This is a genomic window from Phycisphaeraceae bacterium, assembly GCA_015709595.1.
Taxonomy (GTDB): domain Bacteria; phylum Planctomycetota; class Phycisphaerae; order Phycisphaerales; family SM1A02; genus CAADGA01.
This window is the reverse complement of the sequence record CP054178.1, coordinates 1742202-1767360: the sequence shown is the minus strand read 5'-3', so window position 1 is coordinate 1767360 and position 25159 is coordinate 1742202. Positions and strand designations below refer to the sequence as shown.

Annotated in this window: 18 protein-coding genes; 5 read left to right on the top strand and 13 right to left on the bottom strand. The window is 67.8% G+C overall.

Going from position 1 to position 25159, the window contains the following annotated elements:
* Nucleotides 1–142: 142 nt before the first annotated feature.
* Nucleotides 143–3259 carry a hypothetical protein gene (locus HRU76_07380; GenBank protein QOJ17408.1) on the top strand — a complete coding sequence of 1039 codons (3117 nt, stop codon included), beginning with the start codon at nt 143–145 and terminating at the stop codon, nt 3257–3259.
* Between the two features lie 332 nt (nt 3260–3591).
* Here HRU76_07380 and floA read toward each other — a convergent pair whose 3' ends face one another.
* From floA to HRU76_07325, 11 genes are all read right to left on the bottom strand, one after another.
* Nucleotides 3592–4590 (bottom strand): flotillin-like protein FloA, encoded by a 999-nt coding sequence (floA, locus tag HRU76_07375; protein QOJ19134.1) that lies wholly within the window; start codon nt 4588–4590, stop codon nt 3592–3594.
* Between the two features lie 222 nt (nt 4591–4812).
* Entirely contained in the window at nt 4813–5397 is a 585-nt protein-coding gene (locus tag HRU76_07370) for a hypothetical protein (protein QOJ17407.1), read from the bottom strand.
* Between the two features lie 121 nt (nt 5398–5518).
* Complete coding sequence (locus HRU76_07365; protein ID QOJ17406.1) at nt 5519–7297, bottom strand: hypothetical protein; 1779 nt, start codon at nt 7295–7297, stop codon at nt 5519–5521.
* A gap of 93 nt (nt 7298–7390) precedes the next feature.
* Complete coding sequence (locus tag HRU76_07360) at nt 7391–9283, bottom strand: hypothetical protein (protein ID QOJ17405.1); 1893 nt, start codon at nt 9281–9283, stop codon at nt 7391–7393.
* A gap of 283 nt (nt 9284–9566) precedes the next feature.
* Nucleotides 9567–10385 (bottom strand): prepilin-type N-terminal cleavage/methylation domain-containing protein, encoded by an 819-nt coding sequence (locus HRU76_07355; GenBank protein QOJ17404.1) that lies wholly within the window; start codon nt 10383–10385, stop codon nt 9567–9569.
* Nucleotides 10386–10656: 271 nt separating this feature from the next.
* Entirely contained in the window at nt 10657–12306 is a 1650-nt protein-coding gene (gene rho, locus HRU76_07350; protein QOJ17403.1) for a transcription termination factor Rho, read from the bottom strand.
* Between the two features lie 89 nt (nt 12307–12395).
* Nucleotides 12396–13019 carry a dephospho-CoA kinase gene (locus tag HRU76_07345; GenBank protein ID QOJ17402.1) on the bottom strand — a complete coding sequence of 208 codons (624 nt, stop codon included), beginning with the start codon at nt 13017–13019 and terminating at the stop codon, nt 12396–12398.
* A gap of 42 nt (nt 13020–13061) precedes the next feature.
* Nucleotides 13062–14642: a cysteine--tRNA ligase gene (locus HRU76_07340; GenBank protein QOJ17401.1), complete on the bottom strand. Its 1581-nt coding sequence runs from the start codon at nt 14640–14642 to the stop codon at nt 13062–13064.
* Between the two features lie 205 nt (nt 14643–14847).
* Nucleotides 14848–15156 carry a hypothetical protein gene (locus HRU76_07335; protein ID QOJ17400.1) on the bottom strand — a complete coding sequence of 103 codons (309 nt, stop codon included), beginning with the start codon at nt 15154–15156 and terminating at the stop codon, nt 14848–14850.
* 1 nt (nt 15157) lies between these two features.
* Nucleotides 15158–15637 (bottom strand): hypothetical protein, encoded by a 480-nt coding sequence (locus HRU76_07330; GenBank protein ID QOJ17399.1) that lies wholly within the window; start codon nt 15635–15637, stop codon nt 15158–15160.
* A complete protein-coding gene (locus tag HRU76_07325; protein QOJ17398.1) occupies nt 15630–16493 on the bottom strand; it encodes a hypothetical protein in 864 nt (287 codons plus the stop codon). The genes HRU76_07330 and HRU76_07325 overlap by 8 nt, the downstream gene beginning before the upstream one ends.
* A 394-nt stretch (nt 16494–16887) precedes the next feature.
* On the opposite strand from HRU76_07325, the gene HRU76_07320 reads away from it, so the two are divergent.
* Nucleotides 16888–17658 (top strand): type II secretion system protein, encoded by a 771-nt coding sequence (locus tag HRU76_07320; GenBank protein QOJ17397.1) that lies wholly within the window; start codon nt 16888–16890, stop codon nt 17656–17658.
* On the opposite strand, the gene HRU76_07315 is transcribed toward HRU76_07320, so the two are convergent.
* Together HRU76_07315 and HRU76_07310 are read right to left on the bottom strand one after the other, a co-directional pair.
* On the bottom strand, nt 17589–19478 hold the full coding sequence (locus HRU76_07315) for an ankyrin repeat domain-containing protein (protein ID QOJ17396.1): 1890 nt from the start codon (nt 19476–19478) through the stop codon (nt 17589–17591). The two genes, HRU76_07320 and HRU76_07315, sit on opposite strands and share 70 nt — an antisense overlap.
* Nucleotides 19475–21184, bottom strand: coding sequence for an ankyrin repeat domain-containing protein (locus tag HRU76_07310; protein ID QOJ17395.1), 1710 nt, complete (start codon nt 21182–21184; stop codon nt 19475–19477). The genes HRU76_07315 and HRU76_07310 overlap by 4 nt, the downstream gene beginning before the upstream one ends.
* A 107-nt stretch (nt 21185–21291) precedes the next feature.
* Here HRU76_07310 and HRU76_07305 point away from each other — a divergent pair, with 107 nt between their 5' ends.
* The 3 genes from HRU76_07305 to HRU76_07295 all read left to right on the top strand — a co-directional run bounded on the left by HRU76_07305 (nt 21292) and on the right by HRU76_07295 (nt 25131).
* Nucleotides 21292–22737, top strand: coding sequence for a hypothetical protein (locus HRU76_07305; protein QOJ17394.1), 1446 nt, complete (start codon nt 21292–21294; stop codon nt 22735–22737).
* A 135-nt stretch (nt 22738–22872) separates the two neighbouring features.
* The gene (gene galK / locus HRU76_07300) at nt 22873–24060 is read left to right on the top strand and encodes a galactokinase (protein ID QOJ17393.1); all 1188 of its coding nucleotides are present in this window, start codon (nt 22873–22875) and stop codon (nt 24058–24060) included.
* A 147-nt stretch (nt 24061–24207) separates the two neighbouring features.
* Nucleotides 24208–25131, top strand: a complete 924-nt coding sequence (locus tag HRU76_07295; GenBank protein ID QOJ17392.1) for a hypothetical protein — start codon at nt 24208–24210, stop codon at nt 25129–25131.
* Nucleotides 25132–25159 lie beyond the last annotated feature (28 nt).

The window sequence follows — 25159 nt, the reverse complement described above, 5'->3', positions numbered from 1 at the left end:
CGTGCGCCGGTACATTGAACCACGCATGATTGGGGTAGCGCCGGTCGCCTCATGGGCGAACAAGGAAGCTGCTGCCGCCACTGTACTTCCGGGCTTCCATGCAGAGAGCCGCTGACCTGACAGCCGACGAGGAGATGCTGTGATGTCCACGTTCCCACCGCTGGTTCTGCTCACCACCGTCGCCCTCGTCTTTCAGGGGTGCGCCTCGGTCTCCACCACGAGCGACCTGGAACAACCGCACCACGGTTCATCCCTCGTGACGCACGTCGCCCGCGCCAACGTCTTCACCGCCAGCAACCAGGAGAACGCCTCCCTTGACGCCGATGACCGGGGCAACGTGATCGTCGCATGGGACAGCCGTCGCCAGCGGGGCGGACAGTACGGCGTGTTCGCCCGCAAACTCAACGCGGCCGGACAGCCGCTGACCCCCGAGGTTCCCGTGGGGGATTCGTCGCGGTCCGGGGCGATGCGCCCCGCCGTGGCGGCGACACGGGATGGCGGCGCGTGGATCGCCTGGACCCTGCTCGGCGCCGATGGCGACGCCGGGTCGATCATGCTGCAGCGTTTCGACCGCGATCTCATGCCGCTCACGCCGGAGCAGGTCGTCAATACCGTGACGAGCGGACATCAGCATGATGCCGCGGCGGCGGTGGATGGTCGCGGCCGCGTGCTGGTGACGTGGACGACCCCCACGGACGCGCCGGGTCATTCGGTTGTTCGCGCGCGGCTGTTCGATGACCACGGAGCCCCGCTCGGCGATGAGTTCCCGCTGTCGGACGACGCGGCAGGGCGGGTCGAGACGCTGGTCGCCTTGGCCGGTCTTCGCGGAACGGAGGGCGGATTCGTCGCCGCCTGGGCAGACCGCGGCGCGGGAGGCGCGACGTCGGACATCCTGATGCGCCGCATCCGCACCGACGGCGTCGCACAGGGGCCGGTCGTGGCGGTCAATGCCGCGCCGGGCATGCACATCGAGCCGAGCGTGGACGTGGACAACCAGGGGAGGATCACCATCGCGTGGATGCGCGGCGACGGCGAGGGGCACGACGTGGTCGCACGGCGCTTCGACGCCTCGGGCATGCCGCTCGGTGGGGAGTTCCTCGTCGCCCGCGCGGCAGGTGACTGGCTGAGCGGCGTCTCGGTCGCCTCCGCACCGGACGGCCGCTTCGTCGTCTCCTGGAACCGCCAGCGCGCGGGTGAGACGCACGACCTGAGCGTGGTGAAGCGAACCTACGACGCGATGGGCACGCCGAGCGGACCCGCCGTCGCGGCCCACGAAGCGCCGAACGGCCTGCAGTACCTGACCATCGCCTCGCCTGCGAGGCGGTCGGTCTGGTCTGTCGTCGATCTCGTCGGTCTGGCCTGGTCGGGGGAGGGCGGGCTGGATGATTCCTCCGGCGTCCACGTCACGCTGGTCGCTCCCGCCGGGCTGATGGCTGAGACGCCGTCGCGCAATCTCATGGCGCGCGCCGCGGGCGCGTCCGAGGGCGTGGTCGCGCCGATCCCGCCCATCTGGGACCCCAACTTCAAGCCGCTGCCTCCCCCGCTGCCCGACCCGCATCCCGGGCCGGACTTCGGCTTCCTGGGCGTCAACTTCACGGGCTGGACGCCCCCCGATCCGGAGATCGCGGTGGGTCCGAATCACATTGTGCAGATGACCAACGGAGCCATCGCGTTCTTCGACCTCGCCGGCAATCTGCTCTTCCAGGATGAGATCGAGGATTCATTCGGCTTCTGGGGCGCACAGGGGGCCACGGGCTTCGTCTTCGACCCCGAGTGCCTCTACGACCCCCACTCGGGGCGCTTCTTCGCCATGGCCTGCGAGCGAGGCACGGGAAGCCGCAGCTACTACCTGCTGGCGGTGTCGGACGACTCCAACCCCATGGGCACGTGGCACAAGTACCGCATCGACGTGACCCACGTGGACAACGATATCGACTCGCCCAACATGGCGGTGGACGCCGACGTGGTGTACCTGACGGCGGACTTCTTCGGGCCCGACAAGTACCAGGTGCTGATGATCGAGAAGGCGCCGCTGCTCTCGGGCGGGGCCATCAACTCGCGCGAGTTCACGCTCATCGGCGCCAGTGAGCAATCGATCGGCATCCCCATCACGTACGACGCCACCGCGCCGGCTCAGTACATGATCCAGTCGGCGGAGACCAACACGCCCAACGGCATCACGTTCAGCGAGGTGCGGATGCACGCCATCCGCAACCAGCTGACCAACCCGACCCGAGTCACCTTCGACGTGGCGGTGCCGACCTACTCCTATCCCAACCAGCCGCCCCAGCAGGGCACGTCCAATCGACCGTTCCTCTTCGAGCCGCGCTTCTGGTCGTGCATGTACGTCAACGGTTCGCTGTGGGCGGTGCATCACGTCAACAGCACCCGCGCCCGGGCGCGGTGGTACGAGTTCCGCATGAACGGCTGGCCCCAGTCAGGCCAGAACCCGACCCTGCGTCAGTGGGGCGAGCTGGATTACGGCGGAGGCATTCACACGTTCTTCCCATCCATCGCCGCCGACGCCCAGGGCAACGCGGTCATCTTCTTCTCGCGCTCCTCGACCAGCGAGTTCATCTCGATCGGGCGCGCCTTCCGGCGGCATGATGACCCGCTCAACACCTTCCGCCCCATGGAGTTCGTGAAGGAATCCACCTCACCCTACACCGCCGCCAACCGCTGGGGCGATTACAGCCACGTCGAACCGACGCCCGGCGTGATGGGCGAGTTCTGGGGCACCCACGAATGGACGGATGTGCCCAACGGCTGGCGCACGTGGATCGCCAAGGTGAAGACCTCCACGCTCGTCGCCGCCACCCTCACCGGCTTCAACGTGGTGTTGGGCGATCACCTGGGCGGCGGGCTGGCCCAGTTGACCGAATCCGACGACGACTATCTGCGAACCAAGTCCGGCTTCGGCACCACGTTCACCGACCTGCATCAGCTGCGTCTGAACGTCACCGCCTCCACCGCCGTCACCAACCCCACGCGCCTCAAGGTGACCATCGAGTCGCGCATCAGCCACGCCTCCGGAACCGCCCGCGTGTTCCTGCGCAACCGCAACACCGGCAACTTCGAGAATGTCGGCGCCTACGCCATCGGCCAGACCGACCTGGTGCATGAGATCGACAATCTCGACGCCTCGCGCTACGTGAACAACGGCGTCATCACCCTCCAGGTCCGCCACAACGTGGTCGTGCCGGTGTTCGCCTTCCGCTTCGATTCGTTCTTCGATGAGATCAGGATCGAGGTGGAGTAGCGACGCCGCGTGGCGACGGTCTCGCACAGTGTGCCACGGCCGTCTCGGCTGTGCGGGCGCGAGGTCTCGTGTGCCACGGCCGTCTCGGCCGTGCGGACGCGAGGTCTCGTGTGCCACGGCCGTCTCGGCCGTGCGGACGCGCGGTCTCGTGTGCCACGGCCGTCTCGGCCGTGCGGGCGCGAGGTCTCGTGTGCCACACAAGGCGTGATCAAGTCGTGAGGTGGATAGGCCGCGAGGGGACTCGATGGGACTCCCGCATCATCGGTCGCCCGGTGACGCTCGCACGGCTCACAGAGCCGTGGCACACCCAACAATACCTGCGACTGGCGTCATCAGCCCTTGCGCGAGTCGGGCTGGCCGGCGATGGTCTGCCGCATCGACGTGTCGGCCTGGATGTTCTTCAGCCGCATGTAGTCCATGATGCCCAGGTTGCCATTGCGGAAGGCCTCGGCCATGGCCTTGGGAATCTCCGCCTCGGCGAGCACCACGATGGCGCGGTTCTCCTCGATGCGGGCCTTGTTCTCCTGCTCCTGGGCGACGGCCATGGCGCGTCGCTTTTCGGCCTCGGCCTGGAAGCGGCGCTTGTCGGCCTCGGCCTGATCGGCCTGCAGTTTGGCGCCGATGTTCTCGCCCACGTCGATGTCGGCGATGTCGATGGAGAGAATCTCGAACGCCGTGCCCGCGTCCAACCCCTTGCTCAGCACGGTCTTGGAGATGCGGTCCGGGTTCTCCAGCACCGCCTTGTGCGAGGGAGCGGAGCCGATGGTGGTGACGATGCCCTCGCCCACGCGGGCGATGATGGTTTCCTCCGTGGCGCCGCCGATCAGCCGCGCCAGGTTGGCACGCACCGTCACGCGGGCGCGGGCCTTGAGCTGAATGCCGTCCTGCGCCACGGCGTCGATGGTCAATCGCCCGGACGAGGGCGCCGGACAGTCGATGACCTTGGGATCGACGCTGGTGCGCACGGCGTCGAGGATGTCGCGCCCGGCCAGGTCGATGGCGGTCGCCCGGTCCCAGGGCAGGTCGATCTTGGCCTTGTCGGCGGCGATCAGCGCCCGGATGACCCGATCCACGTTGCCGCCCGCCAGGTAGTGGGCCTCCAGCAGGTCAGTGGGGATGTCCAGCCCGGCCTTCTTGGCGCTGATGCGGTTGAAGACAATGGTGTGCGGACGCACCTTGCGGAAGCGCATCATGATCAGGTTGACGAACCCGACCTTGGCGCCCGACACCCACGCCTGCACCCACAGCCCGACGTACTGCAGCACCAGGCCGCCGATGATCAGCGCCACCAGCACCGCCACGACGATGATGCCAATGACCCACGGCTCCAGGGCCAGGACGAGCGTCGAACCGTTGTTCAGCATGGCGTAGTCCTCACACAGAGTTTCTCTTGGGCGACGATCTTAGCGGATGGGGAGCAGTTGTGCAGGGGAAGGGGTGAGGATTGAGCCACCGTGGGGAGAAGGCACTGGGCGTCAGGCGCCAGGCATCCGGCACTGGACACGAGCAACTCAGCACTCAGCACCCGACCCCCAGCACTCCCTTCCTCCCCCTCACACCCTCGCCTTGACCTTCACCTGGTTGTCGTACACGTCGGTCACCACGATCGGCGTGTCGGCGTCGATGGTGCCGCTCTCGGAGAGGGCGTCCACGCGTCGGCCCTCGATGCGCACCGTGCCCACGGGACGCAGGGGCGTCACCGTCACACCTTCCGCGCCGATCAGTTCGCGCAGGGATGCGCCCGGACGACGACCGGCGACGCCGTCGGCCAGCGGTCGATCGCCGTCGGACGCCTCATCCGCGTCGCGCGTGCCTTCCACGGAGCTGCTCAGCACCAGTCGCCGCCCCAGCGGCGAGTTCATCCACCACTTCAATCCGAAGGTGAGCGCGGCGGGCACCAGCACCAGATACGACAGCACCGCCACCAGCCCCGCCGTGGGGCTGTGCAGAAAGAACGCGACGATGGAGGCGATCACGCTGCCCGCCGAAAGCAGCGCCAGCATGCCCGCGGATGGCAGAATGAGTTCGAGCGCGACGAAGAACACCGCCGCTCCGAAGAGCACCACGCCCCAGACGAGGTACGCCGAATCAGGCGCATCCTGGGCGAGCATCAAGGTGGCGACAAGGATGTCGTGCATGGGACGGGGATACTCGGTGCGAAGTGCTGAGTGTGCAGAGGTCGTTCCGGATTTCCACCTGGCGCCTGATGCTTGACGCCAGAGACCTTCCCTCCGGTCGCTGGTGGCTCACCCCTTCTCCTCACGCCCGTTCCACCTCAACGCTGAACGGACCGGCGGAGACGATGCGCACCGGGGTGCCGGCATCAATGTAACCGGTTTGCGTCACGACTTCGACCAGCCGACCCTCGAATCGGGCGCGTCCGCCGGGTCGCAGGTCGGTTTCCGCCACGCCCAGGTCGCCGGGTTGGAGCGACTCCATCGGCCGCAACGGTTCGCCGAGGGCATGGGGCACGCCCTCGATCTCGTGGGTGCTGGTGCGGCCTTCGGTCGTCGCCGACAGGATGAACCGCTGGAACAGGGGCGAGTCCTTGAATGACTTGGAGAGCAGCCACAGCCCGACCAGCCCCGCCGCCACCGCCACCACCGTGGCGCCCAGCCCGGTCAGGGCCTCGTTCTGCCCCTGCGCGCTGCCCAGGTCGCCCGACACGAACGTGCCAACCACGCCCACCAGCAGGCAGAGCGCCCCGGCGATGCCCGCCACGCCCAGGCCGGGAAGAACAAAAATCTCCACCGCCACCAGCACCAGCCCCAGCAGGATCAGCACGATCTCCCACCACTGGGCCATGCCCACCAGATAGGGCGCGCCGATGAGCAGCAGCAGCGCCACCCCCGCCAGCGCGCCGAACAGCCCGAAGCCGGGCGCCGCCATCTCGATGATGATCGAGATGACGAACAGCACGATCAAAACGCCCCGGACGACGGGGTGGATGAGGAACCGCACCAGTCCCTCCGACCACGACTCGTCATAACGCCGCAGCACGGTCGTGCCGAAGTAGGCCTTGAGCTCCTCATCGTTGCGGATCACCTCGCTGGCCAGTCCGTATTCGATGGACTCTTCCGCCCGCACCACCAGCAGACGGTCGGAGGAGATCACCTGCCGCACCAGTCGCCACTGGCCGCGGTCGGCCGACGTGAGCACGGTGCGCGTCGAGGGCAGGGTCTGGGCGCGCTCGATCTCGCGCCGCTGCTGCTCGGGCGAGACGGTTGACGGATCGCGGGGGTCGATGGGATTGAGCGGCGAGCCGAACAGCGGCGTGACCGCCCGCCCGCCCACCTTGGGGGTGGTGGCGGAGAACTGATCGGGCGGGGGCTCGCCGAACACCGTCTCGTACTCGCTTCGATTGACGATGACGCGCTCGCCGGTCGAGACGTGCTCGATCATCCACAGCTCGATACCCACGGAGATGAACGACTCCACCAGTCGCTCGTCGTAGTGGTTGCGCCGCGCCGAATCCACAACCACCGCGAGCAGCGGCGCCTCGGCCTTGGCGCGCTCGGCGGGCGGAAGCGCGATCAGCCCCTCCAGCCCGATGGCGATCGGGGCGCAGTCTCCCCACGCCGAGGCGGGATGCACGACGATCTCGCGGCAGGCCAGCGCCAGGATGGCCCCCGCTGAATAGGCGGTGGGATTGATCCACGCCACGGTGTTGGGAGGCGCCTCGGTCTTGAGCAGTCGATCGATGTCCAGCGCGGCGTCGCTGCGACCCCCGGGCGTGTCGATCTCGATGACCATGGCGTCGAATCCCGCGTCACGCGCCTCGCGGATTCGGCGCTCCAGCGACTGACTGGTGATCAAGTCGATCTCGCCTCGGACGGTGATGACCGCGACGCCCTTCTCCGCCTTCCGGTAGGCGGGCACGACGGGCGTGACGCCCCCGCCGCCGGCGCTTGCGCCGCTTCCCTGCCTCGATGGTCCCATCACGCCGAGCAGGAGCGACGACAACAGCGACACCCCCGCACCGGCCTGAACCGCACGGGCCAGCGACCACCGGAATGTCCCCCTGGGGAGCATCGACATCAGTATAGGGTTGGGCGTTTCGCAGCCGCCGACTTGTCTCAAAGCCGGTGGCGCGGGACATGTGCGATATGAGCGGTCATCGCCCCCGCCCGGTCACTCCCCGGCGATGCTGGCGAGCATGGCCTGGTAGCTGGAGGCCCAGCGGTCGATGGTCGCCTTCGGTCCGACCATGCGGAAGTAGTACGGCCCCTGCTTCGTCTGGACGATCGAGGCCAGCATGCGCCAGTTGGGCTTGTTCTGAAAGTCGCCCGAGCCGGGGCGCGACTCCGCCACGTAGCGGCCCGACAGGTCCGCAGTGGTGATGACGATCTCGCCCGCCGTGCGTTCCGTGATCGTCGGATCGGCGTCGAGGTCGAACTGATCCATCCAGCGATCGAGGTTGGCCTGTACGTCCCCGGTGTGGTGATCGAAGAAGAACACGATCAGGCGGGTTTCGTCCGCATCGCCCGGCGCCGCGGGAAGCAGGAACTGGGCGACGCGCATCTCGTTGGCGGGCGTCTCCTGCTCCCAGCCGGGCTGAATGGCGAAGGACAGCCCCGCCGCCTTCACGCGGGGGAGGGCGGCCTGGGGCCTGACGCGGCCGATGCGCTCGATGGCGGAATCCAGCAGTTGCGGGAGCAGGTCGGCGAGCATGTTCTCATCGACCCCCTCGAGCGCGAAGACCTCCTGCCCGCGCAGGGCCAGAGCGCCGACGCCCAACCCCTTGCCGCAGGCGTAGGTGATGAGCCCTTCCTGATCCTCGGCGAGCACCTTGTCGGGATACTTGCGATCGAGCGCCACGCGATAGGCGGCGAAGAACTGCCGCGCGTCCTCCTCGCTGTCCCAGGTGGTGGCCAGGGCGATCATGACGCGGCCGTCCTCGGCACGGCGCCAGGCGCGGTACAGGTCGCCGTCCCACCCCTCGGCGGCGCGATCGGCCTGCCGACGGGGCACGCCCTGCTCGCGCAGGAGCAGGTTGAGCATGAGCTCCCCGTGAATCGCCGCGTCGATCACCTTCCACCCGTTCTTTTCAAGGGTCTGAAACTCGGGCAGCGTGATGACCGAGGGTACGTCGCGCTCCTCGCCAAGGTACTTCTCGGGGTGCATCACCTGCTCGGTGGAGACGGGCAGGTCGGCCCAGACCTGGGCGACGCGCTCCCACCCGCCGGCGTGGCGGGCTTTCATGGTGAAGTACGCCCCCTGCATGTATGCCGCGTAGAGCGGGACCATGATGTAGCTGGGGATCTTCTCCATGTCCTTGATGGCCTGGGCCATGGCGCCGTCGTTGCCGACCTGCGCCGCGGCCATCTTCGCCATCTGCCCCACATCCATGCGGGCCATCATGCCCAGCTGCGTTTCCTCCATCTGGGGGTTGGCCATCATGTCCATGTTCATCATGGCCTTCATCTGCCAGACGGTGTGGACGTAGGTGGCCTCGCCCTCGACGAGGAAGCGGATGGCCTGCATGGCGTCATCGTTGCGCGGCGCGTCGTCGGGCGGCGCCTCGAACTTCAGCATCAGGGCCTGCAGGTCGAAGTGCTGGTCCTGCAGGGCATGCACCAGTTCGTGGGCGGCGACGGTCTGCAGCGCCGACATGGGCATGTCGCCCATCAGGTAGTAGAACTTGCGCGCGAATGGGTCATAGTGCGCCGCCGCCTGCGACATGATGGCGCCGATGAAGGCCTCGCCCAGGTCGATCTTCTCATTGAGCATGCCCAGCCGCAGCAGCCCGTCCATGATGTCGGCGAACTTCTCGGGCGGATAGGTCTTGTCCAGATCCCTGGTGAGGTAGGCCTTGAAGTCCTCCACGCTCTGGCGCTCGGCGGGCACGTCGCGCAGAAAACGCAGTCCGCGGATCTTCTCCAACGTGGCCTTGATCTCGGTCAGATCGGGCAGCCCATCCTCGCCGACGGCGTCATCCTGGGCAAGGGCGATCGTGGCGGGCGACCAGGCAAGAAACGCAGCCAGAACGGAGGCGGCGATGAAGGGCAGTCGAGTGCGTCGCATGCAAAAACTCCGGTCGAAACGGGATTGAGGAAGGATGGTAGCGCGGCGAAGGCCATCCTGATACCGGTCAACGCGGTGAACAGAACCATCACATGAACCAGAACAAGCCCGATCGCGGGGAGCGGACTGGCCCGTCGCGTTGCAAGCCGACCCCTGACGGTCGCGGCTCAAGCCGGAGCCACGGAAACGGGATCGGTACGTTGTCCGCGCGGCTCGGGACGGACGCCCCGCGCCACGCTGCGCGTTTCGCCATCCGCGCTGACTACTGACTTCGCGCCGCCGGTCAACGGTCGAGGTTTCGCACCTTCACCTTGCGCTCCGTCTCGAGGATGGTCAGGTCGTTGGCGTTGTTGCCGTCGATGACGCCCTCGCCGCGAACATGCCCGTCGAGGAAGAGGAGCAGGGCGTCGCCCGCGTAGCGGTAATCCACCTGCAGGTTGGTCGAGTTGCGTCCCCAGTAGCCGAAGTCATCCTCGATGGTCTCGCCGACGAATGAGTCGATCAGGTACATCGACCTCGCCGGATCCTTGATCTGCCCCACCGTCCACCAGCCGTTGTAGGTCGCGGTGGAGGCGTCGGCGTTGAAGAACTGGTTGGCGGCGAAGAAGCCGGGGTGCGCCCGCAGGTTGCCCTTCTGGTTCTGCTCCGTGGAGCGAAGCGGGTTCTCACGGAAGCTGGCGTCGATGTTGTAGAACGGCGTATCGGGGGAATCGGTGGTGTAGTCGTGGCCCAGCCCGGAGGTTACGGCGCCGGGCAGCGTGACCTCGACGTACAGGGTCCAGAGAATGTCAGTCCACGTGCCCTGGCCGACGACGTATCCCTCGTTGCTGGGATTGGATCGGACCTTGCCGGGAAAGAGCGCCCCGTTGTAGTTGAAGCGGCTGGGGAGGATGTACTGCTTGTACTCCATCGAGTACTGCGACATCCACTTGCCGATGTCGGCCATGTTCTTCATCGACTGTGCGCGGGCGCCCTGCCCCTTGGCCACGAAGAGCGCGGGCACCAGAATGGCGACGAGCACGCCCACCAGCCCGATGACCACGAGCAGTTCAACCATGGTGAACGCCCGCTTCGACCCCACCCGCCGTTGACGATGCGACATGGCGATGCTCCTGTTCGCGCCTGCCCGGGACCGGAACGCGTGCCCAACCCCACATGATCCGCCGGGGGTTTGCCGGCGGTTGCGGCCCGCCTCGACACCCGACGCCTGACGATAGGCACGTCCGGGAACCCTGGGCGGGCACCATCCAGCGTACTCTCTTTTGCCGGATGTTCAAGTGCCGCAAGGAGATAGATGCATGGAATTCCGCGTCATCCGTCCCGGTGGAGCGGGCCGGATCGACGTTGCCTGAGGCCAGGACAGTCGAAATCCATCACCCCAGCGACATCGTCATCAGGAACTCGATGTTGCTCTTGGTCTTGCCCACCCGGCCGCGGAGCAGCTCCATCGCCTCCACCACGTTCATGTCGCTGACGACCTTGCGGAGTCGATCGACCAGTTCCTTCTCCTTGGGGTCCAGAAGCAGTTCCTCGCGGCGCGTGCCCGAGGCGGCGATGTCGATGGCGGGGTAGATGCGCTTCTCCACCAGCTTGCGCGTCAGATGCAGTTCGCTGTTGCCCGTTCCCTTGAACTCCTCGAAGATCACCTCGTCCGCCTTGCTGCCGGTATCCACCAGCGCGCTGGCGATGATGGTGAGCGACCCGCCATTCTCGATGTTGCGGGCGGAGCCGAAGAACTTCTTGGGCTTGATGAGGGCCTGGGTGTCCACGCCGCCCGTGCCGATCTTGCCCGTGGTGGGCATGGCGTTGTTGTACCCGCGGGCCAGGCGGGTGATCGAGTCAAGCAGGATGACCACGTGCTCGCCGAACTCGACGTAGCGGCGGGCCTTCTCCATGACGATCTCGGCCACGGCGATGTGGCGCGACGCCTCCTCGTCAAACGTACTGGCCACCACCTCCACGTGGTCGGGCGTGTTGCGGCGGAAGTCCGTCACTTCCTCGGGGCGCTCGTCCACCAGCAGCACGATCACTCGGGCGCGGGGCCAGTCCTTCCTGGCGCGGTCCGGGCCGTAGTTTCTGGCGATGGCGTTGGTGATCTGCTGCAGGATGACCGTCTTGCCCGTGCGAGGCGGGGCCACGATCAGCGCCCGCTGCCCGAAGCCCAGGGGCGCCACCAGATCGATGATGCGCGTCTCCACCAGCGAGGGCTCGGTCTCCAGGATGATCCGCCGGTTGGGGTGCAGCGGCGTGAGGTTCTCGAAGCGAGGCAGATCGTGCAGATCCTGCGGGTTGTGATCGTTGACCTCGTCCACGCGCAGCAGGGCGAAGTATTTCTCCTGCTCCTTGGGCGGGCGGATGAGTCCCTTGACCTCCTGTCCCTTGCGCAGGCCGAAACGCCGCACCTGCGAGGGGCTGACGTACACGTCATCCGCGCAGGGGAGATACGAGTACTCGGGCGAACGCAGGAACCCGAAGCCGTCCGGCTGCAGGTCGAGCGTGCCCTCGCCGATCATCAGTCCCTGGCTCTCGGCGCGGGACTTGAGGATGCGGAAGATGACCTCCTGCTTGGGAAGGGTTGCGGCGTCCTCGATCGCCTCCTGCTTGGCGAGCTTGGCCAGCTCCTCGTTGCTCATGCGCTGCAGGGCGGCGAGGTTGAGGGCGTCCTTCTTGGCCTCGTCGAAGCGCCCCTGCGTCTCCGCCTCCAGGGCTTCAGCTTCCAGTTCGAGCGCCTCGTCGCTTGGCACGTCGCCCGGCTGAATGGGCACGGCGTTCACCGGCGGGCGCGGATGATGACCCATGCGCTTCCGCCGACGGCGGTTGCCCTTCTTGAAGTTGTTCATGCGGATTCCTGCGAGGGGGAATGAGTTGACGGAGGAAAGGGAAGGTGGGGCCGCGTCGCCCGCTCGCGGGCCGCGCCAACGACTGGCGGACGGCTCGCGGGACCGACCGGCTCGGGCCGCGGACGCGGGGGAGGCGTCAGGGCCAAGGCGCGATGCGCCCGGTCCGCCGCCACGTCGGCCCATACGCACTTCCGCGTCAGCATCCTGCGAATGACTCGAAGGAGGCCACGCATCGGAATGCCCGGCGCCTCGAGGGAGGACGCCCTGCTTCGTCAGCCGCGGGAGTGATGGCGGAGGAGGATCTGCTCGAACACCCGGCGAACCTGCTCGCAGAGCGAGTTCAGGTCGCCCGTGTTGACGATGATATCATCGGCCCGCCGCCGCTTCTCGTCAAGTGGGAGCTGGGCGGCTTCTCGACGATTGAGTTCCCGCTCATCCCACCCGCGGGATTGTCGCACGCGCGCCAGCCGCGCGGCCTGGTCCGCCTCGACGAAGATCACCGCGTCGCATTCGCGGTCCAGCCCGACTTCGAGCAGCAGCGGCGCATCAATGACCAGCGCCTTCGTGCCGCGCGGGGCGGCGTCGAAGATCGCCCGACGACGACGCTCGATCCACGGGTGAGTCAGACCCTCCAGCCGCCGGCGCTCGGCGGGATCGTTGAACACGATGGCGGCGACTTTGGAGCGATCCACCGCCCCCGCCGGATCGAGGACGCCATCCCCCCACCACCGCCTCAGCGTGGCGATGACGGCGGGGTCGCGCAGGGCCTCGCGGGCCAGTTCATCGGAGTTGACGACCACGCAGCCGAGTTCGGCGAGGAGGCGCGCGACCTCGGTCTTGCCGGCGCCGACGCCGCCGCACAACCCGATCACCGGAACGCGGTGTGCCTCACTCATGGTTGGGCCGTCCACAGATCGACACGGATGAATCGTGATCGATCATTCGATCACCCTCTCCCACGTCGTGCCGCTCGGACCGTCCTTGATCGCCACGCCCATCGACTTGAGCTCATCGCGGATGCGGTCGCTTTCGGCCCAGTTCTTCGCCTGTCGCGCGGCGGTGCGCTCTTTCAGCAGGAGTTCCACGCGCGTGCTCAGGTCATCGGGCGGCGACGTACTCTCGACTGCGAGGCCGCCGATTCCGAGCGTATCGAGCATCGCGCCCAATGCTGCTGCTTCGTCCGAGGTCGGCGCACCGGCGCCGCCGAGCGCCTCCGTAGCGTTGACGCCTTCGTTGAGGGCCGCGATCGCGCCCGCGACGTTGAGATCGTCGCATAGCGCCGCGGTGAAGCGCTCCAGCGCGCTCTGTAGCGGGCCGCGCCGTGTCGCCGCACCGTCCGCCCCCGCACCTCTGCTGGCGGCTGGCGGCTCACCCCTCACCCCTCTTACGCGCATCCACCGCTCCACCTGCTTCTGCGCATCCCGCAGCCCCTGCATCGTGAAGTTGGCGTTGCTGCGGTAATGGGTGCTGGTGATCGCCAGCCGCACCGCCGCGGGGGACGCCCCCTTGGCCAGCAGGTCACGCAGGGTGTAGAAATTGCCCCTGCTCTTGGACATCTTCTCGCCTTCGACGAACAGGTGCCGCGTGTGGAACCAGTGGCGCGCGAAGGCGGGCCGCCCGGTGGCGCTGCAGGTCTGGGCGATTTCGCACTCGTGATGGGGGAAGATGTTGTCCTCGCCGCCGGAGTGAATATCGATTTCCTCGCCCAGGAGCGCCTTGGCCATCACCGAGCACTCGATGTGCCAGCCGGGGTACCCCTCGCCCCAGGGGCTGGGCCACTTCATGATGTGCGTGGAATCGGGCTTCCACAGCATGAAGTCCGCCGGGTGCCGCTTCACCGCCTGGTTGGCGTCGCTGACGCGCCCGCCCTCGCCCGCGCGCAGGTTCTCCAGCGTGTTGCCGGAGAGTTGCCCATAGGCGGGAAACGATTTCACATCGAAGTACACCACACCGTCGCGCGCCACGTAGGCGTGGCCGCGCTCGATGAGCCGCTGGATCAGTTCGATCATGCCCTTGACGTACTGCGTGGGGCGGGGCATGAAGGGGGATGGCGCGCCCGGCGCGCGGTTCTTCGCATCCGCCTCCTCCTCCAGCGCCACCTTCAGCCCCAGCAGGCGCGCATCGCGCTGGAACGCGTTGATGTAGTAGTCCGCGATCGCCCACGGGCTGCTCGCATCCACATCCCCCGCATCGGGCGGCAGCTTGCCCGACTTCTTGGCCTCCAGCAGGCGGCGGCTGGCCTCCTGCATCTTGTCCTCGCCGCCCCCGTCGGCCACCTCGTCATCGGTCATGTGCCCCACGTCCGTCATGTTCATGACGTGGCGCACGGTGTAGCCGAGCAGTTCCAGCGTGCGGCGCAGCAGGTCGGCGTTGAGGAACGCCCGGAAGTTCCCGATGTGGGCGAAGTCGTAGACCGTGGGCCCGCAGGAGTAGAAGGTGATGACCTTGCCCGCCGGGTCGATGGGCACGAACGGCTCGACCCGCCGCGTGAGCGTGTTGGAGAGGTGCAGGACTGGCATGGGCAGAACGGTAGGAGGGCACACAGAGCAATCGCATTCTCGGTGCACCCACGGTTGAAGGAGTGAGCCGCGACCGTCAGGGAGCGGTTGCTGGAGCGATCACCGCGTCATCGTTCATTGAACCAGGAGCGCCGCGCAAAGCCGCCCCAGTGAAGGTACATCGCTGGGCGACGGAGAGGCGGCATCGACCCTGACCGATTCGCCGCTATCGAGGCGCTTCGCGCGGCAGGTTGAAGACCAGATCGAACCCGCGCCCCTTGACCGGATCGGTCGCGGCGTCTGGGTTTTCCGGATTCCAGCGGCCGCCGTCGTCAACACTGTCCGCGCCGGGCACGTACAGCGTGTAGCCGCGCCCGAGAGGGTCGGCTGCGGGGTCGAGCCGGCGGTAGAGGAACGGGCGCGTTCCGGGCCGGATCGAGTGAGACGGACCGCTGGATGCCCGACGCGATCGCTTGGACGCTTCCGCCACATACCGTTGTTCAACGCGGAGCGGGCCTTGATTACCGCCGGTCACGTCACTTTGGAATGGATGTCGAGCGACGATGCCATGCGAAAGCGACGAGCGCCATGAGAACCACGTTGCGCGCCAATCCGAACGTTGGATGCGCGAATCGGTCGCCGAGAATCGAGATGGAACCCATGCAGCCGCAATTCTCAAGTGTGGGATTCATCCAGATGCGCACAAGCACCGCCGAGAACACCCCCAAGGTCAGCAGAGTCGCCGGCAGGAAGATGGCTGGGCGTACGCCCAGCACCAGGCAGGCACCGAGCAGAACTTCCCACCCGAGAACGGCGAGGGCGACGGGCACGGCTGCCGGAAGCCATTCGGGTCTCGCAGCGATCATGAGGTTGGAGATGACCGTGACAAATCCCACTACACCCCACGACTTGAACACGCCAGTCAAGAGGAACAGGCCACCGACAAGCAACTCGATGATGCGCTCCGCACGTTGATGGCTGAGCGACCAAGATGAACACACTTGCGGTTCAAACATCTGGGGGCCGCACTCCATCGCCGACGGCGTTGTTGATCGCAATGTGATAGAGAACCCACCGCGTGCGTCCCTCATCCCAAAAGAAGCACCATGTGGTCGGACGGGGAACCCCATCTCCATACTTCACGACACTCGTCACGAATCCGCCAAGCGTGGGGTCCGCCTCCAAACGTGTCCGCAGCGGCGGGTCCGTGTCTGTGAAGTGCGGAGAGCTGTAGGCGATCCCCCCGTTCCACAAGCGGATGTGGGCGTCATCCCGCGAGTGCACTGGCGGTGACATGGCCCGAGACGACAGCGTCTGAAAACTGATGAACGTGCTCTTTGGTGCTTCGGCAAGCGCGTTGGGGATATTGCCCCCCGAGCGAGACTGGTTGAAGGCAGTCCACGACAAAGTGAAGGCCTCTTCGCCAGTCATCTCTGGAGTGAACTCCTGGCCAGTCGCTGCGGCAAGGTACCGCGCGAGTTCGTCCCGCAGCGTCGCTGTGGGGCGGAGCGGTGCTCCCAACGACCGTCGCCACTCGAGGTATCGCGCGGGGTCGTCCTGACCGAATCGCATCCTCAAATGCTCACTGACCGCGTCGAGAAGAGCCGAGCGTTGTTCAATGGTGGCAAGTTCGATTCCGACACCATTGACGGCGTGTGACGCCAGATGTGCCGCGACATCCCTGATTTCGCTGATGGGCGTGAAACTGAACGTCGCGAACTGAACCTGCGCCTCATCGGCCAGTCGCTTGACGTACTGTGCCGCCGTCTCACGGGTATCCCAACGCAGCCATGCAAAGAGAACCGCGCCCGCCACGAGTATCGCGGCAATCAGCAAGAGCACCCGCTGATCGAGACTTCCCCGGTCACGCATGGATCACCTCAGCACCTGTGGTCATTCAAGGCACCGTTCCTGCAATACGGCGAATCCGGTTCCAGGCATGTGCGGATGAACGTTGTCCCGCTGGTACAGCAGCAAACTCGGTTGAGACCGGAGCACTGAATCGTCCCCGTGCATTGACCGACGCAGTCAACGGGTGCGCTATCACCCGGATCGCCCTGCGCCCACGCGACGAGCGCCGGAAGGCACGAAACGGCCAAGGTGAGCGCCAGAACGAGTGTGAGCCGCGGCTTCATGGTCGGATCCTTTGGTTTGCGTGTTGACCGAGACACGTGTTGACAGACTACCCCCCCCCACCGTAGGATGCCAAGTCCGGATCGGCCCATTCTTCTTGAGAATTTGGCGAACGAGTGAAAAGGAGCAGATCATGGGCCATTCTCACGGCGTCGTAGCTGCTGACGTGCGGAGAGCGTTCACACTCGTCGAACTGCTGGTTGTTTTGGCGATTGTCGCCATGCTGGTGTCACTCGCCCTGCCCGCGGTACGACGCGTTCGGAACGCGGCGCAGGATGCGGCGGCGTTGGTGGCGTTGCGCCAGACGTTTGCCGCGCTCGTTCTCTACGCCAACAGCAACGAATCGGCGTTCCCCTACTGGGGCGTTCCGGGGGACATTGACGGACCCTACGAACTGTACGGCAGGAACGTCTTCAACTTTCCGGCAGGTGGTCACTTCGATCGCCAGTCGTGGACGTGGGCGAACATGGTGGTTCCGTACATGAGCGGATTTCCCGATCTCCAGCCCCTTTCGTTCGACGCCCGCCCCCACCTGCACCCACTGAACATCGAGAAGGAACTGCGGATTGATCCTTCACTCTTTCTCAACCGCTTCAGGATCACGTACACGGTCTTCGCCAGCCCCACCTTCTTCTCGGATGCGCCGTACGACAGCGGCATGCTGCGGGGCACGCGCATGACGGAGATGCGATGGCCCGCACGCAAGGGCATTCTGGTCGATATTGGGAGCAATCTGGCGCAGTCGCAACCCGATTTACACCTCACCCACCTCGGAATGGCCGCCGGTGATGGTTCCGTGGCCGTTCGTCCGTTTGTCAGCAGCGGCGGTTGGATTCATCGACCGGGCTTTGATGCGCACCCGGTTTTTTCGACCCGTGACGGGCTGCGCGGGATCGACTTCTGACTTCGCATTACCGTTTGTCTCAGGTGTCCCGTAGTCACGCGCTGCCCAAGCCAATCGGCGTTCTCGGACTGGCTGAGTGCCGGGACAGTCATCCGGAATCGGCACTGCCACGCCATCCCCATACTGCGGCCTAACAACTCCACCACCGCATCGCTCGCCTCGTCCTTGCGCGCCCCGGCGTAGTCGAGCGCCGTCCAGCCCTGCGCGTCCTCGGCCTGACGATCCGCCCCCGCTTCGAGCAGCAGCGCCACCGTGGTCACGCCAGCGCGCGTCGCGGCATGCATCAGGGGCGTGCGGCCGCGCGGGTCGCGGGCCTCGATGTTCGCCCCGGCGGCCAGCAGCACACCGATGGCCTCATTTCGACCCTCGCGCGAGGCGATCATCAGCGGCGTCAGCCCTTCGTCCGTCGCACGCTCCAGTTCATCCTTCATCGCGGCGAGCAGGTGCTTGATGGCCGTCGCGTGCCCGCCGTGGCTGGCCCAGTGGAGCACGCCGTAGCCGGTCTTGTCGCGAGCGGCGAGATCGGCGCCAGCCCGGGCGAGCGCCTTGAGCGCCTCGACGTTGCCCGACCATGCGGCGGCATGCACCGCGCCCTGTCTCGATGTGTTGACGGCGTTCAGGTCCGCGCCGGCTTCCAGCAGTCGGACGATCTTCGCGCCGGAGTCGGTGGGGCTGCCCGCCGCGGCCAGCAACGGCATCGAGCCGAACCTGTCCCGCGCGTTGACGGCCGCGCCGTGGTCAAGCAGCAGATTGACCATCTCGATCGATCCCTCGCCGCATGCCTGCATGAGGGGGGTGGCGCCCTGCTCGGATCGGGCGTCCACCACGGCGCCGGCCTCGATGAGCCGCCTGGCGATGTCCATGTGCCCGCCCATCACCGCGGCCAGCAGCGCGGTGCGCCCGGTGGGCGACGTCAGCGTCACGTTCGCACCGCGCCGCAGGAGCGTCTCAACCATCTCGTCCCGTCCGAAGAACGCGGCGGCGGAAAGAGGCGTGAACTCATCCTGCGCGAACTGGTCGAGCTTCAGGCCGCGCTCCAGCAGGACATCGAGCACGCGATCGTGGCCGAACTCGATCGCCGCCAGGAAGGCGCAGCGTCCGTTGGGGGCGACGGCGTTCACATCCGCCCCGGCGTCGAGGAGCATCGTCACCACGTCGGGTCTGTTCCACCCCGCCGCCATGCTCAGGGCGGTCAGCCCGCCTTCGCCGACGGGCTCGACCTTCGCGCCTGCATCGAGCAGGGCGCGAATGATGGCCGCCTCGGCGAAGCGGCAGCCGTAGATGAGCGGCGTGTTGGCGCGCTCGTCGGGGATGTTCGGATCGGCCCCGGCGTCGAGCAGCACGCGCACCCGATCCAGCGTGCCATACGCCACCGCCACCGTGAGCGCGGTGGAGCCGAGGATGTTGCGTGCGTTCACCTCCGCGCCGGCATCGAGCAGCACGCGCAGACGCTCCGCGTCGCCGTACGCGCCGGCGAGAATCAGCGCCAGCGACTCCTGCCCGTTGCGGGCGTGGACGTTGGCGCCGTGCTCGATCAGGAACCGCACCGTGGCGGCGTCGGCGTGCGAGGCGGCCAGGTGCAGCGGCGTCAGTCCGTGCTTGCGCGGGCGATCACTCTGGATGATGAGATTCACATCCACGCCCTTGGCGAGTTCGCGGCGGATGGCCTCGATGTCGCCCCGCTGGGCGGCGTGGTGGATCGACGCACCGCCGGTGGCGTCCTCGGGCGTGGCGCGGGCCTGGTCCTGACCGTGCGCGGCGAGCGTAAGGACCGCCAGGAATCCAGCCGAGAACAGTCGCGCCGACTTCGCCAGGTTCATTTCACCCGCTCCAGCATTTCAATGATCGTCCTGCCCGCCAGGTCGGTGCGCACCCTGGCGTATTCCAGCGCGGTGTTGCCCTGGGCGTCCGTGGCCTTCGGGTCGATGCCCGCCTTGAGCAGCGTCTCCACCGCGGTGGGCACGCCCGTGGCCGCGGCCCACATCAGGGCGGTGCGCCCCTTCTCGTCGCGCTTCTGCGTGTCCGCGCCCGCGGCAAGCAGGCGGCGCAGGGCGTCGTGCCCGCCCGATCCGGCGGCGGCGAAGAGCGCGGTGGTGCCGTCCGCCGCCACCGCGTTCACCTGAGCCCCGCGGGCCAGGAGCAGATCGACCATCTCCACCTGGTCGCGGTCCGCGGCGAGGAAGAGCGCCGTCACGCCGTCCTCGGTGCGGTGGTTCACCGTGGCGCCCGCGTCCAGCAGTGTGCGCAGCGTCGCCACATTGCTCTGCGGGTCCAGGGCGCTCCACAGCAGCGCGGTGAAGCCGGAAGAATCGACGTGGTTGACATCCGCTCCCCTGTCCAGCAGCAGCCGCACGATGTCGTGCTTGCCGTACCACGAGGCGAAGATCAGCGCCGTCTGTCCCGCGGGGTCGGTTGCGTTCACGTCCGCACCGGCCTCGAGCAGCATGGCGACCTTCTCGCGGTTGATGCGCAGCGCGGCGTGAAGCAGGGGCGTGTTGCCGGTGCGGTCGCGGACCTCGACGTTCGCGCCCGCCTGGATCAGCGTGCGCACGTTGGCCGCGGCGCCGAAGTTGACGGCGAAGATAAGCGGCGTGGAGCCGTCCGGCTCGCGCCCGGCGTTGGCGGGGTCGGCGGGGTCGAAGCCGGTGAATCGCGCCTCGACGTTCGCCCCCGCTTCGAGCAGCATCGTGATCAACTCGGGCGAGCCGCGATGGGCCGCCGCCATCAGGGGCGTGTAGCCGTCGCGGTTGGGAGCGCCGGGCCTGGCGCCGCGATCGAGCAGGCGTCGCAGCATGACCGCATCGTTGCGCCAGGCGGCGTTCATGAGCGGCGAGAAGCCGCGCTGGTCGCGGGATTCAACGTCGGCTCCCGCGTCGAGCAGCAACTGGACCATCTCCCACGGGGCGGCGGCGGCCGCCTCGCCCACGGGCGCGGCGCCGGTGGCGTCGCGTGCGTTCACGTCCGCCCCGGCGTCGAGCAGCAGGCGCGCGATCTCGATCGACTCGCCCCCCGCCGCCAGGTGCAGGGCGGTCACGCCGTCGCGGTCGGCGTGGCGGACCTTGGCGCCCGCGCTGAGCAGGGGGCGCACGCGATCAACGTCGCCGCGCAGCACCGCGCCCATCAGCGCGGTGATTCCCGATCCGGTGGCGGCGTTGGGATCGGCGCCATGCCGCAGCAGCGCGGCGACCACTCGATCATCCGCCCTGGCGGCCGAGGCGGCGAAGATCAACGCCGTCTTGCCCTGCTCGTCCGGATCGGTGGAAATGACGGGCAGGTCCACGGGCACGCCCGACCGCAGTTCGGCCGTCAGGGCGTCGAGGTCGCCTTCGATCGCCGCCCGGTGGATGGCGGCGCGCCCCGCGCTGTCTCGCTGAACCGGCGGCTGAAGCGGATCAGCCGCCTCCCGGTCGGAGGCGGGGAGCGCCCGCGTCGAGTCCGAAACCCGGACCACGGCGATTCGGTCGCAGATCAGGCCCGCCAGCGTCACCAGGGCCGCCAGGATGGTCGCCGACCCGTGAAATGGCATGGATGCCGCTCCATCGCCGCCCCGTACAAAGGGGTGGCCTTGCGTGGGGTGACCCGTCATCATACAGACACGCACGGGAGCCCGGTTCATTCGACGGGAAACGGCACATGCACCAGAATCGCGCGTTCGTGACCGGACTGGCGATGGCGGCGCTGATCGTTCTCGCGTCAGCGCATGCGGCGTCGAGCCAGGATGGCTCGCTTCGCACGCTCGAAGACATGGAGCGCGCCATGCGTCTGAGCCGCCACCGGGATCACCTGATCCCCACGCCCCTTTCCGAGGCGGACCTGCGCCGATGGGCCGCCGACCTGGGCGTCGGACCCGAACACCAGGAGCCCATCGACCTGATGGTGAACCACTATGACAACACCGTGCGCGAGGTGCATGCCCGAGCGATGCGGCGGCTGGGCTCGCTCTGGCCCGCCAGTTTCGAGTACAGCCGCGACCGCAGAGAAGTGCAGGCCATTCCCAGCCCGGCGCTGACCGAGACGCTCCGGGAGCATGAGTCGCTCATGCGGGCCATCCTGGCGGCGGATCAGTATGCCGTGAGCGTGATCGGCGGGCTGGCGCCCCCCGAACGTCTGCCCCGGCTGCGAGCCATGCAGGCGGCGCGGCTGCGAGCGCTGCTCGAACCGCTCTCCGACTGGGCGGAGGACCGGGTGGACCTGGCGGAACTGGTCGCCGCGTTCGAACCCACCGAGCCCGAACGCCCCGCCATCGAGCCGATTCTCGACCAGTACCACGTCGCCATCATCCGGGCGCTCACCGCCCGCGACTACGAATGGGCCATGCGGCGGGAGTTGCGCGCCGCGCTGCGGGAGCTTGAACTGGGCGTGGGCTGGGAGTACGTGCTGGATGACGAATCGCGCCTGCGCGTCAACCGAGCGTTCGAGAAGTGGCGCGCCGTCGGTTCACCCACCGAACTGACGCTGGCGGAGATCAACTGGTCATTCATGCGCCGCATCGCCGACACGCTGCCGCGCAGCCGGTCGTGGGCCTTTCGGGCGAGGTTCTACCGGCAGGTCGAACCAGAGTTCTTCGAGGAAGAGACGGAGTTTCACGACGCCCTGTCGCGCGGCCTGTCCCTGCTGAGCGACCGACCCGACGAGATCGCCTCGCTGGAGGCGGAGGTGGAGGCGGCCCGCCCCCGGCTCGATCGGCTGGCGGAGGAGGCGCTGACCGGCCGCCGCCTCGCGCCGGGACACGACTTCGACCATCCGCACGCGCTGACGCGCGAGCAGCTGCTGCTCCACGCCCGCGACGCCGCCGAGACCGAGCGCCACGCCCTGTCGCTGCGCCGCGAGCGCCGGCAGATCATGGCGGCGCTCGTCGCCGGGCTGGCGGCGCGCATCAGCGGCGTCCGCGAACTCCCCCACTGGCTCGAGGACTACCGACGCTCGCTCAACGACCGGAGCGACGCCGACCGCTTCCGCATCGACGGCCTGGCGGCGCGGCTCGGGCAGATTGACGGGCTCATCGCCGCGGTACGCGAGGTGGAGATCGACGCCTCGACTCACGATCGCGGGGACGGCGGGCGCGATGACGGCCGCTGACGAGCGGGCCCTGGCGACTCCACGCCGGACGCCGTCACCGCAGTCTTCCTTCCAACGGCGCCCGCGCATCGGTGCGCATCCGCGCTCATCAGCGGACTCAAGACGATCGAATCGCTCGATCGACTATCCTCACCCATGTCATCCCCTCTCCAGAGAGCCGTGGACCGCTTCGCCGCGCGGTTCGGCCAGGCGCCTCGCTTCGCGTCCGCCGCGCCGGGACGGGTGAACCTCATCGGCGAACACACCGACTACAACGGCGGGTACGTGCTGCCGGTGGCGATCGACCGGGAGACAGTCATCGTGGCGTCACCCGTGGCGGGCGACGATGAGCCGTCCACGCTGGTCGCCGCCGACCTGGGCAGGGAGATCACGCTCGATCTGTCGCGTCCGCTTGGGCCGATACCGCGCCAGTCGCCTCACGCCTTCGCCAACTACGTCACGGGCGTGGTGCAGCAGTTTCACGAACTGGGGGCCGCGCCGCCCAACCTGCGCGCGGTGGTGGCCAGCAGCGTCCCGCTTGGCGCGGGACTGGCGAGCAGCGCCTCGGTCGAGGTGGCGATGGCGACGCTGCTGGAGGCGGTCACGGGCCGAACGCTGACGCCCGTCGAGAAGGCCCTGCTCTGCCAGCGGGCGGAACACGCCTTTCCCGGCACGCCGTGCGGCATCATGGACATGTTCATCTCCGTGATGGCCGTGGAAGGCGCCGCGCTGGCCATTGACTGCCTGACCAACGAGTGCGCTCCCATCCCCCTGCCGCCCGCGGACGAGATGACGCTGCTCATCGCCGACACGGGCGTGAAGCACAACCTGGCCGGCGGCGCGTATGCGGAGCGACGGGCCGCCTGCGAGGCGGCGGCCCGGAAACTGGGCGTTCCCACGCTGCGCGAGGCGACGCTGGAGATGATCGAATCAGGCGGCCTGACCGACCTGGAGGCGAAGCGGGCGACGCACGTCGTGACCGAGAACGCCCGCGTGGCCCTGGCGATCATGGCCCTCGTCCGGGGACGCATCGACGAGTTCTGCGCCCGCATGTTCGAGAGCCACGACTCCCTGCGCGACCTGTACGAGGTCAGTTGCCCGGAGCTTGACCTGCTCGTCAACAGCGCGAGGCAGCTGGCCCGCTCGGCGGGAGATCGCTTCTTCGGAGCACGAATGACTGGCGGCGGCTTCGGGGGCTGCGCCATCGTCTACTGCCGCGCGGGAGTGGCGTCATCCGTGTCGGAGTTCCTGACCGCGCGGTTTCAGATGGAGTTCGGGCGCGAACCGCGCGTCTTTGCGGCCCGGGCCTCGGGGGGAGCCGGTCTGCGCAGGGTGGAGCACTGAGGTGGTGGAGTGAGGATCACAGGCGGGACGCCTGGGCCACTGGGACGCCTGGGCCACCGGCCGTCTTGGCCGCTGGACGATTCGACCGCTGGCTTGGCACCTCCCGCTTCTCCCGTTCCACCTACCATTCAGCCGAAGGAAGAACCGATGAGCCACGCACGCACGACCGTCGGTCTGAGCGTTTCGCTGGTGCTCTGGGCGAGCGCCGCGATGGGCGTCCAGCAGTCCAATCCCGGCTCTCCCCCCCCGTCCGGCTCCGCCAATCCCCCCGCCGCAGGGGAGCCCGCTGTGACGCCGCCCTCGCGCCCCGCGCTGCTGCGCGAAGGGGCGTTCTTCGCGGGCGTCGCCGGACGCATCCGAAGGGATGACTCGCATGGACTGTGGGTGTTCACGCCTGAACGCCCCGCCGACTCCACCCGTCCGCTGGCGGAGTTCGTGCTGCTGCCCTGCGCCAAGCTCGAGCAGATGCAGCGAAGCGTCGAGGCGCTCAGGCAGCAGGAGGTGCTCTTTGAGGTGACGGGCCGGGTGCTCGTCTTCGAGCAACGGAACTACCTGCTGCCCTTGTCCGCTTCGTTGCTGGATCGGACCGCCCCGGGCGCACCGACGACGTCGCCCACCGCCCCGCCGCCCGGCGAAGGGACATCCCCCCCTGCCGCGCCCCCGACCGACGCCGCCACGCTCATCCGCGACCTGAAGACCGATGTGCCCATCGTGCGCAGTCTGGCGGCGGAGACGACCGAGCCCGCCGGCTCATCGAGCCAGCCGGGCGCTGAGCCCGCCGCCCCGCCTCGTGGCGACGGCACGCTCATCTTCTCCCGTCGAGGCACGGTGACGCGCACCCCCGAGGGCGGCTGGCGCTTCGTCTTCGCCGCCGACGCCAGCGGGCTGGCCGATCCCCCCATGACCATCCTTCCCTGCCTGCTCTTGGAGCAGCTGCGCGACCTGCTGCGGCAGCGTCCCCAGCCGCCCATCCTTCTGATGTCTGGCGAAGTGCTGGCGTATCGCGGGCGCAACTTCCTGCTGCCCACCATGTACCAGGTGGAGCGGCCCAGCCGCAACCTGGGGCGATGATCGGCGTGGATCGTCCAACGGCGTCCCG

What these genes read in the sequence shown, in the direction of transcription:
- HRU76_07380 (QOJ17408.1), top strand. Translation starts at nt 143, where the DNA reads ATGTCCACGTTCCCACCGCTGGTTCTGCTCACCACCGTCGCCCTCGTC.
- HRU76_07370 (QOJ17407.1), bottom strand. Translation starts at nt 5,397, where the DNA reads ATGCACGACATCCTTGTCGCCACCTTGATGCTCGCCCAGGATGCGCCT.
- HRU76_07365 (QOJ17406.1), bottom strand. Translation starts at nt 7,297, where the DNA reads ATGTCGATGCTCCCCAGGGGGACATTCCGGTGGTCGCTGGCCCGTGCG.
- HRU76_07360 (QOJ17405.1), bottom strand. Translation starts at nt 9,283, where the DNA reads ATGCGACGCACTCGACTGCCCTTCATCGCCGCCTCCGTTCTGGCTGCG.
- HRU76_07355 (QOJ17404.1), bottom strand. Translation starts at nt 10,385, where the DNA reads ATGTCGCATCGTCAACGGCGGGTGGGGTCGAAGCGGGCGTTCACCATG.
- rho (QOJ17403.1), bottom strand. Translation starts at nt 12,306, where the DNA reads ATGGGCCGACGTGGCGGCGGACCGGGCGCATCGCGCCTTGGCCCTGAC.
- HRU76_07345 (QOJ17402.1), bottom strand. Translation starts at nt 13,019, where the DNA reads ATGAGTGAGGCACACCGCGTTCCGGTGATCGGGTTGTGCGGCGGCGTC.
- HRU76_07340 (QOJ17401.1), bottom strand. Translation starts at nt 14,642, where the DNA reads ATGCCAGTCCTGCACCTCTCCAACACGCTCACGCGGCGGGTCGAGCCG.
- HRU76_07330 (QOJ17399.1), bottom strand. Translation starts at nt 15,637, where the DNA reads ATGTTTGAACCGCAAGTGTGTTCATCTTGGTCGCTCAGCCATCAACGT.
- HRU76_07325 (QOJ17398.1), bottom strand. Translation starts at nt 16,493, where the DNA reads ATGCGTGACCGGGGAAGTCTCGATCAGCGGGTGCTCTTGCTGATTGCC.
- HRU76_07320 (QOJ17397.1), top strand. Translation starts at nt 16,888, where the DNA reads ATGGGCCATTCTCACGGCGTCGTAGCTGCTGACGTGCGGAGAGCGTTC.
- HRU76_07315 (QOJ17396.1), bottom strand. Translation starts at nt 19,478, where the DNA reads ATGAACCTGGCGAAGTCGGCGCGACTGTTCTCGGCTGGATTCCTGGCG.
- HRU76_07310 (QOJ17395.1), bottom strand. Translation starts at nt 21,184, where the DNA reads ATGCCATTTCACGGGTCGGCGACCATCCTGGCGGCCCTGGTGACGCTG.
- HRU76_07305 (QOJ17394.1), top strand. Translation starts at nt 21,292, where the DNA reads ATGCACCAGAATCGCGCGTTCGTGACCGGACTGGCGATGGCGGCGCTG.
- galK (QOJ17393.1), top strand. Translation starts at nt 22,873, where the DNA reads ATGTCATCCCCTCTCCAGAGAGCCGTGGACCGCTTCGCCGCGCGGTTC.
- HRU76_07295 (QOJ17392.1), top strand. Translation starts at nt 24,208, where the DNA reads ATGAGCCACGCACGCACGACCGTCGGTCTGAGCGTTTCGCTGGTGCTC.